The organism is Alkalitalea saponilacus (genome assembly GCF_900168165.1).
Classification (GTDB): domain Bacteria; phylum Bacteroidota; class Bacteroidia; order Bacteroidales; family Marinilabiliaceae; genus Natronoflexus; species Natronoflexus saponilacus.
Window position 1 is genome coordinate 19,011 of sequence record NZ_FUYV01000010.1, and the last position, 16,263, is coordinate 35,273.

Annotated in this window: 16 protein-coding genes and 1 riboswitch; of the genes, 9 read left to right on the forward strand and 7 right to left on the reverse strand. The window is 39.8% G+C overall.

Annotation, left to right across the window (positions count from 1 at the left end; translation table 11 throughout):
* Positions 1-53: 53 nt before the first annotated feature.
* On the reverse strand, positions 54-350 hold the full coding sequence (locus B5X70_RS09165; protein WP_079557610.1) for a hypothetical protein: 297 nt from the start codon (positions 348-350) through the stop codon (positions 54-56).
* 370 nt (positions 351-720) lie between these two features.
* Here B5X70_RS09165 and B5X70_RS09170 point away from each other — a divergent pair, with 370 nt between their 5' ends.
* Positions 721-1,665, forward strand: coding sequence for an NAD-dependent epimerase/dehydratase family protein (locus B5X70_RS09170; protein WP_079557611.1), 945 nt, complete (start codon positions 721-723; stop codon positions 1,663-1,665).
* Between the two features lie 88 nt (positions 1,666-1,753).
* On the opposite strand, the gene B5X70_RS09175 is transcribed toward B5X70_RS09170, so the two are convergent.
* Positions 1,754-2,368: an L-threonylcarbamoyladenylate synthase gene (locus tag B5X70_RS09175; RefSeq protein WP_198314223.1), complete on the reverse strand. Its 615-nt coding sequence runs from the start codon at positions 2,366-2,368 to the stop codon at positions 1,754-1,756.
* A 277-nt stretch (positions 2,369-2,645) separates the two neighbouring features.
* Here B5X70_RS09175 and B5X70_RS09180 point away from each other — a divergent pair, with 277 nt between their 5' ends.
* On the forward strand, positions 2,646-3,782 hold the full coding sequence (locus B5X70_RS09180; protein WP_079557612.1) for a methyl-accepting chemotaxis protein: 1,137 nt from the start codon (positions 2,646-2,648) through the stop codon (positions 3,780-3,782).
* Between the two features lie 294 nt (positions 3,783-4,076).
* Here B5X70_RS09180 and B5X70_RS09185 read toward each other — a convergent pair whose 3' ends face one another.
* The 5 genes from B5X70_RS09185 to dapA form a co-directional block, all read right to left on the reverse strand.
* Positions 4,077-5,303: a serpin family protein gene (locus B5X70_RS09185; RefSeq protein WP_079557613.1), complete on the reverse strand. Its 1,227-nt coding sequence runs from the start codon at positions 5,301-5,303 to the stop codon at positions 4,077-4,079.
* An 84-nt stretch (positions 5,304-5,387) separates the two neighbouring features.
* Positions 5,388-7,175 carry a TrkH family potassium uptake protein gene (locus B5X70_RS09190; protein WP_232468388.1) on the reverse strand — a complete coding sequence of 596 codons (1,788 nt, stop codon included), beginning with the start codon at positions 7,173-7,175 and terminating at the stop codon, positions 5,388-5,390.
* Positions 7,176-7,180: 5 nt separating this feature from the next.
* On the reverse strand, positions 7,181-7,858 hold the full coding sequence (locus B5X70_RS09195; RefSeq protein WP_079557615.1) for a potassium channel family protein: 678 nt from the start codon (positions 7,856-7,858) through the stop codon (positions 7,181-7,183).
* Between the two features lie 125 nt (positions 7,859-7,983).
* Positions 7,984-8,730: a nitroreductase family protein gene (locus B5X70_RS09200; protein ID WP_079557616.1), complete on the reverse strand. Its 747-nt coding sequence runs from the start codon at positions 8,728-8,730 to the stop codon at positions 7,984-7,986.
* 79 nt (positions 8,731-8,809) lie between these two features.
* Positions 8,810-9,700 carry a 4-hydroxy-tetrahydrodipicolinate synthase gene (dapA, locus tag B5X70_RS09205; protein ID WP_079557617.1) on the reverse strand — a complete coding sequence of 297 codons (891 nt, stop codon included), beginning with the start codon at positions 9,698-9,700 and terminating at the stop codon, positions 8,810-8,812.
* 356 nt (positions 9,701-10,056) lie between these two features.
* On the opposite strand from dapA, the gene B5X70_RS09210 reads away from it, so the two are divergent.
* From B5X70_RS09210 to cbiE, 7 genes are all read left to right on the forward strand, one after another.
* Positions 10,057-10,395 (forward strand): DUF6686 family protein, encoded by a 339-nt coding sequence (locus B5X70_RS09210; RefSeq protein WP_143255057.1) that lies wholly within the window; start codon positions 10,057-10,059, stop codon positions 10,393-10,395.
* A gap of 186 nt (positions 10,396-10,581) precedes the next feature.
* A riboswitch (cobalamin riboswitch) is annotated at positions 10,582-10,789 on the forward strand.
* 358 nt (positions 10,790-11,147) lie between these two features.
* Positions 11,148-11,933: a sirohydrochlorin cobaltochelatase gene (locus tag B5X70_RS09215; RefSeq protein WP_079557619.1), complete on the forward strand. Its 786-nt coding sequence runs from the start codon at positions 11,148-11,150 to the stop codon at positions 11,931-11,933.
* A gap of 3 nt (positions 11,934-11,936) precedes the next feature.
* Positions 11,937-12,179, forward strand: a complete 243-nt coding sequence (locus B5X70_RS09220) for a nucleotide-binding protein (RefSeq protein ID WP_088328541.1) — start codon at positions 11,937-11,939, stop codon at positions 12,177-12,179.
* Positions 12,151-12,555, forward strand: coding sequence for a hypothetical protein (locus tag B5X70_RS09225; protein WP_079557620.1), 405 nt, complete (start codon positions 12,151-12,153; stop codon positions 12,553-12,555). Before B5X70_RS09220 ends, B5X70_RS09225 begins: the two co-directional genes overlap by 29 nt.
* Positions 12,552-13,271, forward strand: coding sequence for a precorrin-2 C(20)-methyltransferase (gene cobI, locus B5X70_RS09230; protein ID WP_079557621.1), 720 nt, complete (start codon positions 12,552-12,554; stop codon positions 13,269-13,271). Before B5X70_RS09225 ends, cobI begins: the two co-directional genes overlap by 4 nt.
* Before the next feature lie 234 nt (positions 13,272-13,505).
* Positions 13,506-14,918 carry a precorrin-3B C(17)-methyltransferase gene (gene cobJ / locus B5X70_RS09235; protein ID WP_079557622.1) on the forward strand — a complete coding sequence of 471 codons (1,413 nt, stop codon included), beginning with the start codon at positions 13,506-13,508 and terminating at the stop codon, positions 14,916-14,918.
* 161 nt (positions 14,919-15,079) lie between these two features.
* Entirely contained in the window at positions 15,080-16,261 is a 1,182-nt protein-coding gene (gene cbiE / locus B5X70_RS09240) for a precorrin-6y C5,15-methyltransferase (decarboxylating) subunit CbiE (RefSeq protein ID WP_079557623.1), read from the forward strand.
* Positions 16,262-16,263 lie beyond the last annotated feature (2 nt).

A 16,263-nucleotide genomic window follows, 5' to 3' on the forward strand; every position in this document is an offset into this window, starting at 1 on the left:
CCCTTACTATCTCAGGTATCACAGGTATATTATGAAAGAGTTAAGATTAAAGGTTATTTATGCTTTAATTCTCCTTCGGGAGTCACTTTAACCTCTTTTGTCTCACCGTCTTTGGAAAGGGTGATTTTGTAATAACTCTTACCGTCTTTTGAAACAAGTACGGCTTTGGTAACTGTCCAGTCAGCTTTTTCGCTGGCAAGTGTTTCTTGCACTGCATCAGGAAGTTCAGTAACTTCAACAGATACTATACTTTTGTCGGTGTCCTGCATGGTAACTGCTGGTGCAGCAAAAACAGATACAGCAAATAAACTAAGTAATCCTACAAGTAATGAAGCTTTAAATTTTTTCATGACGAATAATTTTTTAGTTAAACTTAATTTGATATTTGTGTGTGTGATGAACGTTATTGGAAGAATTGTGCCAGAATTTTCATTAGTATTTAAATGTCATGTAGTCAGGTTGATATGTGATGGTTTTGAGTTATTGGATCTGTTGATCCGGGCAACAGTATGTAGAGTATTTCCACATTATTGAATAATTATGAAAACAATTTAATTTATTCGTGAGGTTTTGGAATATTAATTATAATTTTGTTTTCAATATGGTTTTTGATAAATCATTTTCTAACGCAAAACTTCTTTGTTATTGTTTATAGTCGCAAATTTATTCGGATAAAAATCTCTTTATAATTTAGATAGCAGAATATAATCGAAACAACTTGTGAAAATTCTGGTTACAGGTATTGCAGGATTCATTGGATCTCATCTGGCCGAAAGACTTCTTTCCCATGGTCATGAAGTAGTGGGGATTGATAATTTTTCGGATTACTACCCCATTTCATTAAAAAGATTAAATCAAAACGATCTCGAATCTTCCGGTATCTCAATCATTGAAGGGGACTTGCGGGTTCCTGATGATTTTAAAAAAATGCCACGTGATTTCGACTGTGTTTTCCATTCGGCAGCACAGCCCGGAATATCTCCAACCGTTACTTTTGAGGATTACCTTAGCAACAATGTTGTGGCAACGCAAAATCTTCTGGATTTTGCATTGGAAATGGAAAAACTTGAGATGTTTGTAAATATATCAACCTCATCGGTTTATGGATCGGTAGCCACCCGGCAGGAACATGAGGCTACTGAGCCCGTTTCATGGTATGGGGTCACAAAACTAGCGGCCGAACAGCTTGTAATGACTCAATACCGGCTTGGAAAACTCAATGCCTGCTCCTTAAGATTGTACTCTGTTTATGGACCCCGGGAACGTCCCGATAAACTTTTTACCCGACTGATCGATTCTGGATTGAATAAAAAAGATTTTACTCTTTTTGAAGGCAGTGAAACACACCTGAGAAGTTTTACTTATGTGGGTGATATTGTGGATGGAATGGTTGCTGCCATTGAAAATATGAAGCAGGTAAACGGTAAAATCATCAACCTTGGAAGCGAAGAGGAGAGGTCTACCGCAGAAGGGATTGAAACGGTTGAAAAAATTCTGCATCAAAAGATTCTGATCAAGAAAATGTCGCCTCGCAGTGGCGACCAACTTCGAACTCATGCCAACATTCAGTTGGCAAAGGATATTTTGAGCTATAAGCCATCCACCACATTACGGGAAGGTCTTGAGAAACAGGTGCAATGGTATAAGCAAAAGTTCATGCAATAATTAGAAGTTTTTTTTTATAAATTGACTTTCTGGCAGCCGTGGTTAACGGCTGCGACATATCGTAATCGTTTATTTGATAAAGAAGTGATTACTCCTGCAATTCACCTTTCCCCTGGCGAATGATTTCAAAAGGGAAGGTGGTACAATCCACAATTGTGGATGCTTCATTATCTCCATATCCGCCATCAACGACAATGTCTACCAAATTGGCATATTTTTCATGAATCAACTCCGGATCGGTGGTGTATTCCAGAATTTCATCTTCATCGCGAATGGAAGTGCTTAAAACCGGATTTCCAAGCTCTTTTACGATTTCCAGAATGATTGGATTATTTGGAATTCGAAAACCTATGGTTTTCTTGTTGTTTTTAAAAAGTTTCGGCACATTGTTGTTGGCGGGAAGAATAAAAGTGAAAGGGCCCGGCAGATTCTTTTTGAGTGCTTTAAATATGTTGGTATCCAGTGCTTTGGTGTATACTGAGAGGTGGCTCATGTCGTGACAAATAAATGAGAGATGATCTTTTTTCAGATTTAGCCCCTTTATCCTTGCTATTTGCTCAACAGCCTTGGCGTTGTTTATATCGCATCCCAATCCATACACCGTATCGGTTGGGTAAATAACAAGGCCTCCACCTCTTAAAACTTCCACTACTTTTTGAATTTCACGTGGACTGGGATTTTCCGGGTAAATTTTTACAATCATGGCAATAAATTTTGGTTGTTTAGCAAGCTCAGGTATATACAAATATAGTGAAAAGTGCTCTATTCTCATTGTTTTTATGATTTGATGAAGAGGACTAAGAACCAGATTTCATGATTTAAAAATTCTATATATCTATTATTTTAGATGTTTTAAGTGTTTTTGCTTTTTATTGGGGAACTGCGATGAAGTTGTATTCGTAAAAACAGCGATTAGTTATTGCACTGATCGCTGTTTGTGTTTATAATCGTTATATAAATATTGAAATAATTGTTTGGATATGAATGAGTTTTTAAAAGAGGGATTGACAAGTATAGCAGTTATTCCTGTTGCATGGTTTTTGTTGCGTTGGTTGTTTGGAAAATCCATCATGTTTTCCATGGGATTTAAGTTGGTGGTGTTTATTATTTATGTAGGATACATCTCTTCTGTAAAGCACATGTTGAGTGACACGGCGGCCATGTTTGTCACACCGGTGAATGTGATTTTGGGGTTTTTGGTGTTTGCCAATATCAATAAAACCATCCGTAAACCTTTGGATAAAGCCATTGGTCAGATAGTTTCTTTAACATCAGGGAATTTGGATGTGGAAATTGAGAAAACCGACAGAAGCGATGAATTGGGGGAGATGAATAATTCCATTGCTATTTTGGTGGATAAATTAAAAGAGATTATTTTAAAAATTGATGGTTACTCTACTTCGCTTTTATCCGCCAGCCATCAATTAAGCAGTTCTTCCGAACAGCTTTCTCAGACGGCCAATGAACAGGCTTCCTCGGTTGAAGAGGTCTCTTCAACCATGGAGGAAATATCCTCTAATATTGACCAGAACTCCTACAATGCCAAAAATACAGAGAAGGTTTCGTCAGATGCAAGCAAGTTGATTTCTGAAGTGGCTGAACGAGCAAAAAAAGCCATGGACGCCAGTGCCGATATAGCAGAGCGCATCACCATTATCAATGACATTGCATTTCAAACCAATATATTGGCTCTGAACGCAGCTGTGGAAGCGGCTCGCGCCGGAGAAAATGGCCGTGGTTTTGCTGTTGTGGCGGCAGAAGTCCGGAAACTGGCTGAAAGAAGTAAATTGGCAGCAGTAGAGATTGTAGAAAAGAGTAACCTGAGCCTGGAACTGGCACAGGGTGCCGGTGGCTTAATGGGTCAGGCCATTCCAAAAATACTGGAAACCACACAGCTGGTTCAGGAAATAAGTGCAGCAAGCGTTGAGCAAAGCTCAGGTGTGGCGCAGGTGAACGAAGTAATGGCTCAGTTCAATGATATTTCGCAGGAAAATGCTGCTTCAAGTGAGGAGCTCTCTTCAAGTGCTGAAGAACTTGCTAACCAGGCGGCACATTTAAAGGAGGTGATTGCCTATTTTAGATCTTCCGAAATGCAAACCCTTACCTGTGAATTATAGCTGTGATTGATTCTGATAGCTGATAGATTTGATAAGAATGAATTTGTCCCAGAATTGGGTTATCTAAAAAGTAAATTTTAATTATCCTTGTCTTTCAAATCATTAAATTCCACATTTATAATTCACCCCTAAATCCCCCGAGGGAAACTTTAAGCCTTCCACTTGGGGGAGGTTTGGAGAGGTGGAAACAAGGCTGATTTATAGATTCTAGGTGTTGACTATTATTAATAGACTTTTGAGACAGTCTCATTTTTTTTCAATAACCGTTATCATTGTGAAGACGGTAGTTTACTGTTATTTTAGCGGGTTCTCTATTTTTCCGGCAAAAAGAACTGCTCCACTGGATTTTTCGTTAATGGTAAACACAAACGGACGGTCAACTCTGAATTCAGGAGTTGCCGGAGGCATGCTGGTTGTTATAAATCCAATACTGGTGGCAGCTGCTGCTTCGGTTCCTCTTTCATCCACTTCTATAAACGTTTTGTGTATTACATCACTGATGATGATATCGTCGATAGCAATGTTGTGAAAGCCGGTTGCATCAGAAAAAGCACGTTCCATACCCAATGCTTGCAAGGCTGGAATTAAACCGAATTCACATTCGGTTTTAAATCGCGGAAGGAAAACTTTCACTTCCATTTTTCCGTAATTATTTCTGAAAATTTCTGCTGTTTGTTTATTCAATCCTGAAACAACATCATTTGCTGTAACTCCTTCATTTGGTAACAATATGGCCATGTAATAGGCCTCGTTCCCATAAGGCAATTTAATGCCGCTGAAATTTTCCTGATGGAAAATTTCAAAATCCTCTTTTTGATGCATCATCTTTACCGAAACAGTTTCTCCATTTGAAAGATAAAAAGGTGCATTGGCAGTCTGTTTTTTGTCGAACCGGGATGCCCATTCGCCATTAAAATAAACCGCATTGATGAGAAACAGGATGTGGTCGGGTGAAATATCTTCAACGATGGTGGGTATTTTTCCTTTTGTTTTATTCTTTACCCAATTGTTAATCACATTAAGAGAATTGGATACATTGTTAAAATCCAATCCTGTTACTTCAGCGTTGTAGTAATCCTTTAAACTTTGGAAAAAATCATCCTTAATGGAATAGTTGTTTCTGTACCAGGCTGAATTTGCTATGCCCAACTCAACTTTTGGGTCGGCGGTTTCCAGCGCTTCACGCAGATTTTTAAAAGCTCCGTTGAGTTCAGTTGATGTTTGGTAACCAAGAACATCCAGCATTTCAACCAGATTTTCGCCTGTAGCACCATTAATGGCCATTCCAAAAGCCTGATTAATACTCAAGGGAGAAATGACTACATTCTCACCCGGTTCGGCCATTTCGTTGAGTTTCCTGAATATATTCCACCCAAAGGCTTCTCCCTCTTCTATAACCTGAAGAGATTTGGTGGTGAATTCAACTTTGTCCCTGATGGGAGTTGGCTCGTTTTCGCTTTTCTCGCAGGATGCACCTGTAAGCAACAATGCAATGAATGATAATGCTATGGTCGTTTTCATAATTAATGAATTAATCAGGTTTCTTGAAACTAAGATGTCAGAAAGTTTAAAGGTTGCGTACCCTGAGCATTATTTTAGAAAAGCTTATCCAATCATCAACCGCGCGTTTGGATATCGGTATTTGGTATAAATTACCCGCCGGGTAAGCGCCAGACCTAATGTTAACGAACCAATGCGACCAATGAACATGGCAAAAACTAAGATGGTTTTTCCCGTTGTTGTTAGTTCTGGAGTAATGCCCAAGGAGAGTCCCACGGTTCCGAATGCAGAAACTAGCTCGAAGAAAACGACTTTAAAATTATATTGAGGTTCGGCAATTAACAGAAGAAAGGTGAACAAAACGATTAATGAAACAGCAGTGAAAAGTACGGTATAGGTTTTATTGACATATACCCATGAAATGTTCCGGTTGAAAAACTCCACATGCTCTTTGCCTCTGAGGTTGGCCCATGCCGATTTAAGAGCTACAGCAAATGTGGTGGTTTTAACTCCTCCTCCCGTTGAGCCGGGGGAGGCACCAATAAACATCAGGAACATGAATAGAAATATTGTTGGTGACGAGAGTAAATTGGTTTCTAACGTGTTAAATCCAGCGGTTCGGGTGGTGATGGATTGAAACAGGGAGGTTACTATTTTTCCGGTGAGCGAATATTCCTTTAGGGTGTTATTATATTCCAGAAGAAAGAATAGGATGGCACCTGATAAGATTAATGTGGCTGTTACATATAGCACGAGTCGTGTATTTACCAGTAGTTTTTTCCATGGGTGCTTTTTTCTGTCCAGCCTGTTTTTACGTGCGAAAATGTCCTGTAATACCAAAAAACCCAAACCTCCGATTACAATCAGAACTGCAATGGCCATATGTAAAGGGTATTGATGCTGAATGCCTTCCTGATATAGATTCTCAGGAAATAAAGAAAAGCCGGCATTATTGAATGCTGACATGGCATGAAACAATGAGTAGTAAAACTTATCGGTGAAATTTGCGAATTGTACTTCATGACCCCATGAGAAATAAACCAACCATATCCCTGCAAACTGTATGATACAGGCGTATATTACTACATTTCTTAAAATTGCCTGTAGGTTGGCCGTCTGGTCGGTGTCCAGAAATCCCTTAATAACACCTGCAGCGTGTAAGCTCCCGGCTTTATGGTACAAACTGCCAATAAAGGTGGCAATGGTTAGCATATTTAAGCCTCCAGCGAAAACAAGACCTAATATAACCACTTGTCCTTTAAAGGAAAAGTACGTTCCTGTATCAACAACGGTAAGTCCTGTAACACATGCGGCACTGGTTGAAGTAAATAATGCATCGATCCATGAAATGGAGCCTTCTGTTGTCATTTCCGGAAGATGCAAAAGAATCGTCCCAATGATTATTAAGCTTAAAAATGAAAAGGCTAGCAACGCTGCCGGATTTAAAGGAATGGCTCGCAAACGGACCGAAGTGTCTTTAAGAGTGCTGAAAATGAGAATGATGAAAAAAAACTGGAGGAGAGAGAAATAATCCTTCATGTCGAGAAAAACAAACCAATCTAATATCAGATTGGAGCCTGAAATCCAATAGTAAATGAGTTCAAGAAATAGAAATGATACAACCAGAAACTGACTAATCTTTTTTCGGATTGTTTTCTTGTAAGAGAGTGATAAAAATAGCTTGAATATAAATGAAATGATAAAGAAATCGAGAGTACGTCTAAAAATCCACATCAACATGATGTTTTTTTCAAACGAGTGCGAATACCCATGATAATAAATCAGCAGAACTGCCCCAAACAGGCAGAAAAACAAAGCTAACCTGTTAATTATAAGTCCTGCAATCTCCCTGTTATCGTAGATGAAAAGGGTTGCATTTTCTCGGAAGCGCATGAAATTCATCGCTGATTAGTTTCAATAAACCGCTCAATGTTTGTTCTTTTGCCAAAAAGAACAAGAACATCTTCTTTTTCAATAATGGTATCTCCTGTGGGGATACCTGAGATTGTTTTGTGAGAGTTTTTGCGTGATTTCATGGTGGTTACCAGATTGATGGAATGAAGCCTTCGCATTTTAATTTCTGCAAGACTTTGCCCGATGATTCCTTCCGGTGCATGAATTTCCATGATACAGAAATTTTCAGGCAGGTCCAGAAAAGAGACAATGGAAGGGTTTATCAGGTGTTCAGCCACGTTGATTCCAACTTCTTCCTCAGGAAGGAAAACTTCATTTATTCCAATTTTTTGAAGGATGAGTTGCTGGTTTTTGCCACGAGCTCTGGCCATGATTCTTTTTACTCCTAAATCCATCAACAAGGTGGTTGTGAGCAGCAATTGTTCAAAATCTTCGCCAATGGCAACAACCACAGCATCAAAAGATTGTATGTCAACCGAGAGCAAGGCTTTTTTCTCTGTGGCATCAAGTGCAACGGCGACAGCCACGCTGTCAGCAATCTCGTCGATGAAGTGTTCGTTTCTATCTATTGCTAAAACCTCTATTCCTCTTTTTGCCAGTTTTTTAGCAATTGCGGAACCCAACTGTCCCAGTCCGATTACCGCTATTTTTTTGTCGGCCACAACTGTGAGTATATGTAAATTATGCGAAATCTAATTTACTGAGAATCTTTTGGCGTTTACAACTATTTTATGAATTCTTTTCGAAAAATCTCCCAGGTTTTTCGAAATTTAATGCCGGTAACATCTTATAAAAATCCCTGATTTTTAAGCACCTTCATCAGCTCATTGGAAAAGTGTTCATTATCTGCCTTTTTATAGCGAACATCTGTAAATACCTGTGCCAGGGTTTCTTTGTTATTCTCTTTTACAAACTGTTGATACAGAGGACTGCTCTCTTTTTCTTTGTAAATGCGGTCAATATCATCAGGAGAATAATCTTTGTAGGTATCTTGATGTACTACAGCTTCAAGCGGAAGACGATCGGTGAGATCGGGTTGCTCATCAGCATACCCCAGTGTGACGGTGGTAATGGGAACGACTCCTTTTGGCAGATTCAGCGTATCTATTATTTTTTGAGCATTGTAGGTGGTGGTTCCATAATAGCAAATTCCAAGCCCCTTGTCTTCAGCAGCCACACATACATTTTGCGCCACCAGTAAGGCATCAATGGCCGCTGTCATGAACGAGAGAAAATTGTCGTATCCCGGTTCTGCTTTACTCAGTTTGCACCATTTGTTAAACCGGTTAAAATCTGCGCAGAATGTTAAAATTACAGGAGCCTGAACAACTCCCGGCTGATTGAAATGAGCCGGAGCCAATTTTTCTTTTATCCCTTCGTTGGTGGTTACCACGATGCTGTACACCTGCATGTTGCCGGTGGTTGATGCACGGCATCCGGCTTCGAGTATGGTGTTGAGAAGATTCTGTTCAACTTTCAGATTTTTGTATTTTCTGATGGAGCGGTGGGAGTTGAGTGTTTGAAGTGTTTCCATGGTTTTAGGTTTTGTGAGAGTTGAAAAAAGAGCCACATAGGCTCTTTTTCAATATGCGTAGTTTAAATCTCAAAGAGATTTAAATCAGTCCAAGTGTTTTTAGTTCATTTTCCAGCGCTTTTCTGGTGTCATCCTCCATGGTGCAAAGAGGCAACCTGAATGTTTCATTCACTTTTCCCATCAGCGCTAAAGCTGTTTTTACAGGCAATGGATTTGATTCAGCAAACATATGCTCCATTAAAGCCTTGTATTTGAAGAATAAGCTTTTCGATTTTCTCACATCTCCATCCAATGATGAAACCATTAGTTCATGAAAATCTTTAGGAATCAGGTTGGCTATAACCGAAATACAACCATCGGCACCCAAAAGGTTTGCAGAGGTAGCCAGAAAATCATCACCACTATAAACTTTGAATCCTTCCGGACGGTTGGCCAGTAATTCGGCGAATACGCTCATGCTACCACCGGCCTCTTTTACAGCTACAATGTTTTTATGGTCATTAGCCAGGCGGATGGCCAGTTTTGCTGAAATACAACTGCCTGTTCGTCCGGGAACGTTGTATAAAATAATTGGCAAGTCAACTGCTTTTGCAACACCCGAAAAGTGTTGATACATCCCTTTGTCAGATGGTTTGTTGTAATATGGAGCAACTACAAGAAGAGCATCTACACCAGCTTTTTTCGCAGTGGTTGAATATTTAATACAATCTTTAGTGGAGTTGCTTCCTGTTCCCGCGATAACAGGTATGCGACCATTGACTTTTTTTACAGTGCGCTCAATCATCATGGCATCTTCATCTTCCGAAAGAGCAGGAGTTTCTCCTGTGGTGCCGCAAACTACAAGGCCATCGGTTCCCTGTTCAATATGCCACTCTATGAGCGAATCGTAGGTTTCAAAATCAATGTCACCGTTTTCTTTAAAAGGTGTTACAATAGCGACAATGGAGCCGCGTAAATTATCAATCTTCATAGTGTAGAATTTTTCTATTTTGATTTTTTCAGGAAGTAGGAGCAGATATTCTAATACTCCATGTTTCTGAACCGTAAAGATACTGAAAAGTAAATGACTGTACAAAACGAATTGAATTTACAATACTCCCATAAATGGGGATGTTCGTAATGGCTTGGAATTGTGCTGTTAAGCTGGATTGAAGACTTTTGTTGATAAATTAAAAGTAAGAAAAATACCAACTATATGCGATTGATGATGAGGAGTATTAATTTTTACTTTGCATAGAAAGAATCTAAATAACGATCAAACCAATAGATTGAATTATGCACCACGTGCATAATTCAGAGCCACCAACCTTAACAAAAGACATTCACATGAAACTCATTTGTAAGTCATCCAACGGACAAGTTACTTTTTGCCCGTGCGCCAATTTATTTCATCTGGAGTTTGGAAATTTGTTACTCACTCTCAGTTACGAAGAGCTGAAGCAGATGCATTGTTATGTTTGTTCCATCGACCATAAGTATTATCTGCACCTCAATAAAGATTCGTTTAACAGGCGCAAATTATTGCTTAACATTGGCACCCGAAAAGCGTTCTTTTGCCTGAATCCCTCAGAGTTTTTAGAATTGAAAACCCTGCTATCCTTAAAAAGGAAACCCTGTTTAATTAAAAACAGCACATTGGTAGAGCAGGATTTAGCGCTGAACTGATTCGCCGCAAAAACATTTCATGAACTTCTCAACATTTCATTTTTCTGTTTTATAGCTGGTTTCATGGCTTGTTTCTTTTTTTTACCTTGAGTCAGCTGCTTTCTTTTTTTAAAGAGCAGCTGACTTTTTTGCGTTTTCTTGTATCAACAATTGCATTATGATAAAGCTGAATGAAAAAATCTCTTATCTTTGTTTATTGATTATGGTAAAGCTGTTTTGATCCAAAACAGTTTGCAAGGGAATGCCGTGAGAATCGGCAACAGTACCCGCTGCTGTAATCCCGTTATGCTTTGCATAAAAGCTTTTAACACTACAAGCCACTTTCGGAAATGTCCGTAGGGAAGGCGTTAAAAGCCGGGAAAGTCAGAAGACCTGCTGTAATCAGACCCATTCGAATTAACTACTTCCGGGATTTGAAGTGAGTATTCAGACAAAATGTAATCTTTCTGTTACCTTTTTTTGTTGTTTGTTTATACGCATTACCGGGTATTATTTGTTTGGAGTCAATTGTCATGTAAGGTCAGATGAAGAAATCTGTTGACCTTCACATTGTGCTTACGTTATTGTATGCAACTGTACGAAATTATGTTGCCGCGCTAACAATAGAAATATGAAGTATATAATGAGTGGTAAAACCCTGAATTTATAGATGCCTTTCCCGACATTTGAGAATTGGCGACATATATGGGTATTTAATAACAGAATTGAAACATGGACAAATGAAAGTTGTTCTGTGATATAAAATTTGAGGTATGACAAAACAAAAGGAAAAAACAGGAATATTGCTGGTAGCTTTTGGAACTTCAGTAATTGATGCGCACACAGCGTATGATTTCATTCATCAGCGGGTGCAGGCCGTATATCCCGAATTAGAAGTCCGAAGGGCATACACATCAACCATTGTGCGAAAGAAACTGATAGAACGAGGTCAGGATATATTGTCTCCCGCGGCGGCTCTCACCAAAATGGCCGATGATGGTTTTACCTGCGTGTTTGTTCAATCGTTGCATGTTATTCCGGGCTACGAATTTCATGACCTCTTGCATATTGTAAGAGGCGTAAACGGCTTGCCAAAAGGGCTAAAACAAGTTGCTGTAGGGAATCCCTTATTAACAGAACATGATGACTATGTAAGAGTTTCCGAGGCTCTGCACAGATTTTCCAAAACATTTAAGCCTGACGATGAGGCGCTTGTTTTAATGGGCCATGGAACAAAGCATTCGGCCAATATCTGCTATGCGGGTTTGCAGGAGTACATCAGGCATATTGATTCTTCTATTTTCGTGGGAACCATTGAAGCATTTCCGGCCATTGAGGATGTAATACCTCAATTGAAAAGGAAAGGCTATAAACGGGTCTGGTTGATGCCACTGCTCACCAGTGCCGGAGACCATGTAATAAATGATATGGCCGGCGAAAAAGAAGGCAGCTGGAAATCAGTGTTGGAATCGGACAGCTTTGAAGTGAAGATAAATCGGACAGCGTTAGGTTTAATCGATGAGGTGGTAGATGTATGGGTGGAGAAGATACAGTTATAGCTTATGCTGAATATAAAACATGCTTTTCTTCTTGCTGCTCCTTCATCGGGGTCAGGCAAAACAACCATAGCTCTTGGGCTAATGCATGCATTGAAAACAAAAGGACATCTTGTGCAACCTTTTAAATGCGGACCCGATTTTATTGACCCCATGTATCATCGAGAAGTAACGGGTCGGCCATCATATAACCTCGATTGCCAAATGGCTGCTGAGGAGCATGCACGCATCTATTCGCAATCATGTTAAAAATAATAAGGCCTTAATTGCCGAATGTGGTGGCTTTATTTATCTCGGAGAGTTTTTGCATAACAATGGCATAGAGTATAAGATGACCGGAGTTTTTGAGCATGTTGCTTCAATGAACAATGCAAAACTAACGCTTGGATACAGAAGTGTTGAGATTAATGGAGTTTCATTTTCTGGTCACGAATTTCATTACAGTAATCTTACTATAACTCCTGAAACAACAAGTTTTATAATGAAAAATGCACGAGGTCCTGAGGTTGAAATGCCTATTTATAGAAATAAGAATTGTTTGGCTTCATACATGCATCTTTATTGCGGTGAGAAGCACAAAATGAGTGAGTTACTAAATGTTTTATCAATTAAGACAATAAAATGAGTATTGAGTCAAATCAACAGATTTTTCCCATAACTGGCGTTGGATTGGGCCCGGGCGATGCGGAGTTAATTACTGTAAAAGGTCTAAAAGCTTTGCAGCAGGCAGATGTGGTTTATTATCCGGCCACCAGCAAAAATGAGGGTAAATTAACCAGCTATTCGTTAAAAATTCTAGAAAACTATCATCTCAAAGCGCATCTCAAGCCGATGCTTTTTCCTATGAAATCAAAACGGCGTATTGAATATTATGATTTTGCATATAAGGCCATCAGGACAGATGCATTGAAGGGGTTAAAAGTGGCAGTGGTTAGCGAAGGCGATTTGCTCTTTTACAGCACTTTTGGTTATCTGCTTCCTTTGGCTAAGGCCGATTCTATTGAATGTGAACTAATCCCCGGTATCCCCGCATTTATTCATTCGGCATCAATAGGACAAATACCATTGGTTGAAGAGCAGGAAGATATTACTGTTATTGCACGGCCTGATTCGTTTTCGCAAGTAGAACGAGCTATAGAAGAGCACAGCACCGTGGTTGTAATGAAAATGAGCATTCTTAAAGATGATTGGGTTCTATTTCTTAAAAACTGCAATAGGCCGTTCTTTTATATTGAAAAGGCCGGCACGTCGGAACAATTCACAACCTCCAACGCTTCAGAATTAGAAAATCGGGAAATACCATATTTCTCTTTGGTGATTTTTACGTCGAAAAGTGTTTAGTAACTGTTTAAATTTAGTTTGTAATATATGCAATAGATAAGAAGAGTGTTAGATTTTAGACAGATAGAATAGTTGAGAAAGACGATTAGATGTTTCTGATTTTCTGTTTAATCTTGTCTATCGGTCTAATCCCGATTCATCGGGACTAATAATCTTTAAAACAGATTTAATATAAATTTAAACAGCTTCTTAGCTTCTTTAGAATCATTGCGTGTTCCAATAAAACTTAATAGTGTGACTAATAAAATATTCATAACCGGCATTGGCCCTGGCGACCTCCAATATTTAACTCCGCAGGCATTTCATGCATTAAATCGATGCGATGCTTTTGTAGGATACAAGATGTATCTGCAACTGATTACGCCATTAACCGAGGGTAAAGAGACTTTCTCTTCGGGCATGAAGCAGGAAACCAACCGGGCTGAAGAGGCATTTCGGCTGGCCGAAGAGGGGAAAACTGTAGCTGTAATAAGCAGTGGCGATGCCGGGGTTTACGGCATGGCTTCTCTATTGTGGGAAATGAAGATGAACAACAACTCGCCGGTTGAACTGGAGGTTATTCCGGGCATAAGCAGCATGTTTGCTGCGGCTGCTCTTTTGGGGGCGCCGCTGGGACACGATTTTTGCGCCATTTCTATGTCCGATTTGCTAACACCGTGGGAAACCATCGAAAACCGTATTGAAGCCGCGGCCAAGGGCGATTTTGTAACTGCTGTTTATAATCCGGTGAGTAACGACCGATACTGGCAGTTAATGCGCCTGAGAGAGATTTTTCTGCAACATCGCAATCCTCAAACACCGGTTGGCATAGCACGTCAGGTTGGACGACCCGAAGAGGAGGCTTATGTTACTACGTTGGAGCTGTTGGATGCTTCGTCAATAGATATGCTGTCGATGGTTATTATTGGTAATTCGCAAACGCAATCGTTTAACGGAAAGCTAATCACTCCCCGCGGTTACAGCAACAAATATGGAGTGGAGAAAACCGACATTAAACCCGGACGACAAATAATGCATCGTAGTTTTCATCAAATTTTGGATGAAATGGGCGATGTGTCCAACCTTTCACCTGAACATTTGTGGGTGGCTCTATATTGTATTCATACCACTGCCGATTTTTCAATATCATCTTTAATTGATGTTAAACCGGATAGTGTGGATGTTTTGCACAACAAATTGAAAAGCAGTAAAGCTCCTGCCATTATCACCGATTCAAACATGGGTGCCGAAGGTATTCGCAAAGGTATGATTGATAAGCTTGGCTTAACGGTTAAGTGCTATATTAATCATGAAGAAACTTTGGCTCTGGCAAATGAAAAGAATATTACCCGAGCACAGGCGGCTGTTCATGTGGCTATTAAAGAGCACCCCGATGCCATTTTTGTGTTTGGCAATGCTCCTACCGGACTAATGGAGCTTATTCGCTTGAGTAGGAAAGGATATGCAAGCCCAACAGGTGTGATTGGCGTACCGGTAGGTTTTGTAAACGTGAAAGAAAGTAAACACATGCTTAAGTATGGTTTACCCGATGTTCCGCAAGTGATTATTAAAGGTGGACGTGGAGGAAGCAATCTTGCGGCCACAATAATTAACGCAATTTTAAGCTGGGATGAAGCCGAAAACATGAACCCCGGAGAGGGTATGTAAGTTGCGTTTAGCATTTATTGAAGTTATCACTTTACGCTTTAAGCAGGGCTTCATAAAGCCCCAACGGGGCGATATCCATTAACCCGGGGTAACGCCCCGAGATAGTACAAGTAATGCAAATCAAAGCCCCAACGGGGCGTAATAACTAACATTATTCATTCATGCACATAACATTAATTGGCATTAGCGACAATAAGCCCGAATTCTCCAATCAAATAAAGGAGGTAATATCTGAAGGTACCATCTTTGCAGGTGCTTCCAGACATTATAATCTGGTTTCGCATTTGCTGCCAGGTAATGCAAAATGGCTAATGGTTAGTGTGCCACTAGATGATTTTTTATCTCAGCTTGAAAATTGTTCACAAAATGTAATTGTTTTTGCCTCGGGCGACCCACTCTTTTTTGGAATTGGCAATACCATAAAAAGACAATTACCCGATGCCCAAATAGAATCTTTTCCGGTTGCAAACTCGCTGCAATTGTTGGCAAATAAACTTCAGGTTAACTACGGTCTTTATCGCACGTTGTCGCTAACAGGGCGTAGCTGGCATCTTTTCGACCAATTTCTTATTAACGGAGAAACTCACATGGCTGTTTTAACCGATAAAACTAAAACTCCATCCGCAATAGCACAACGAATGTGCGAATATGGATATATAAACTACACTATGCACGTAGGTGAACGCCTTGGCGGTGTCAACGAAAAAATATCCACTGCAACAGTTTCCGAAATCATTGATAAAGAGTTTAATCATCCCAATTGCATTTTAATTGAGAAAATATCAAGTGCAAAAAGGCTTAAAGGGATTCCCGATAACTTATTTAATATTTTGCCGGGACGACCAAAAATGATGACTAAAATGCCCATTCGCATAACCACGCTGGCTTTGATGGAATTGCACCGCCGTGAAGTGTTTTGGGATGTGGGTAGCTGTACCGGAAGCGTGGCCATTGAAGCCAGGCTGCAAGCACCCCATTTGGAGGTTACCGCATTTGAAAAAAGACCCGAAAGCGCTAAGATAATCCCTGCCAACTGCCGAAAGTTTGGCACTCCGGGAATTACTTTGGTGCAAGGCGATTTTTCTGCCAACTCACACGAAAACCTTACTCAACCAGATGCCATTTTTGTTGGAGGCTATGGAGGTAATATGCATGGCGTTCTGAATCATTGTAACATTTATCTGAAAAAAAATGGTGTGCTGGCATTTAATGCTGTATCTGAAGAGAGTAAGTCTCAGTTTGTCGAATGGGTTGAGTTAAACAACTACGAATGTTTAAATATAACAGAAATCACTGTCGATAATCATAACACCATAAATATACTAACCGCTCAAAAAGCTTAACC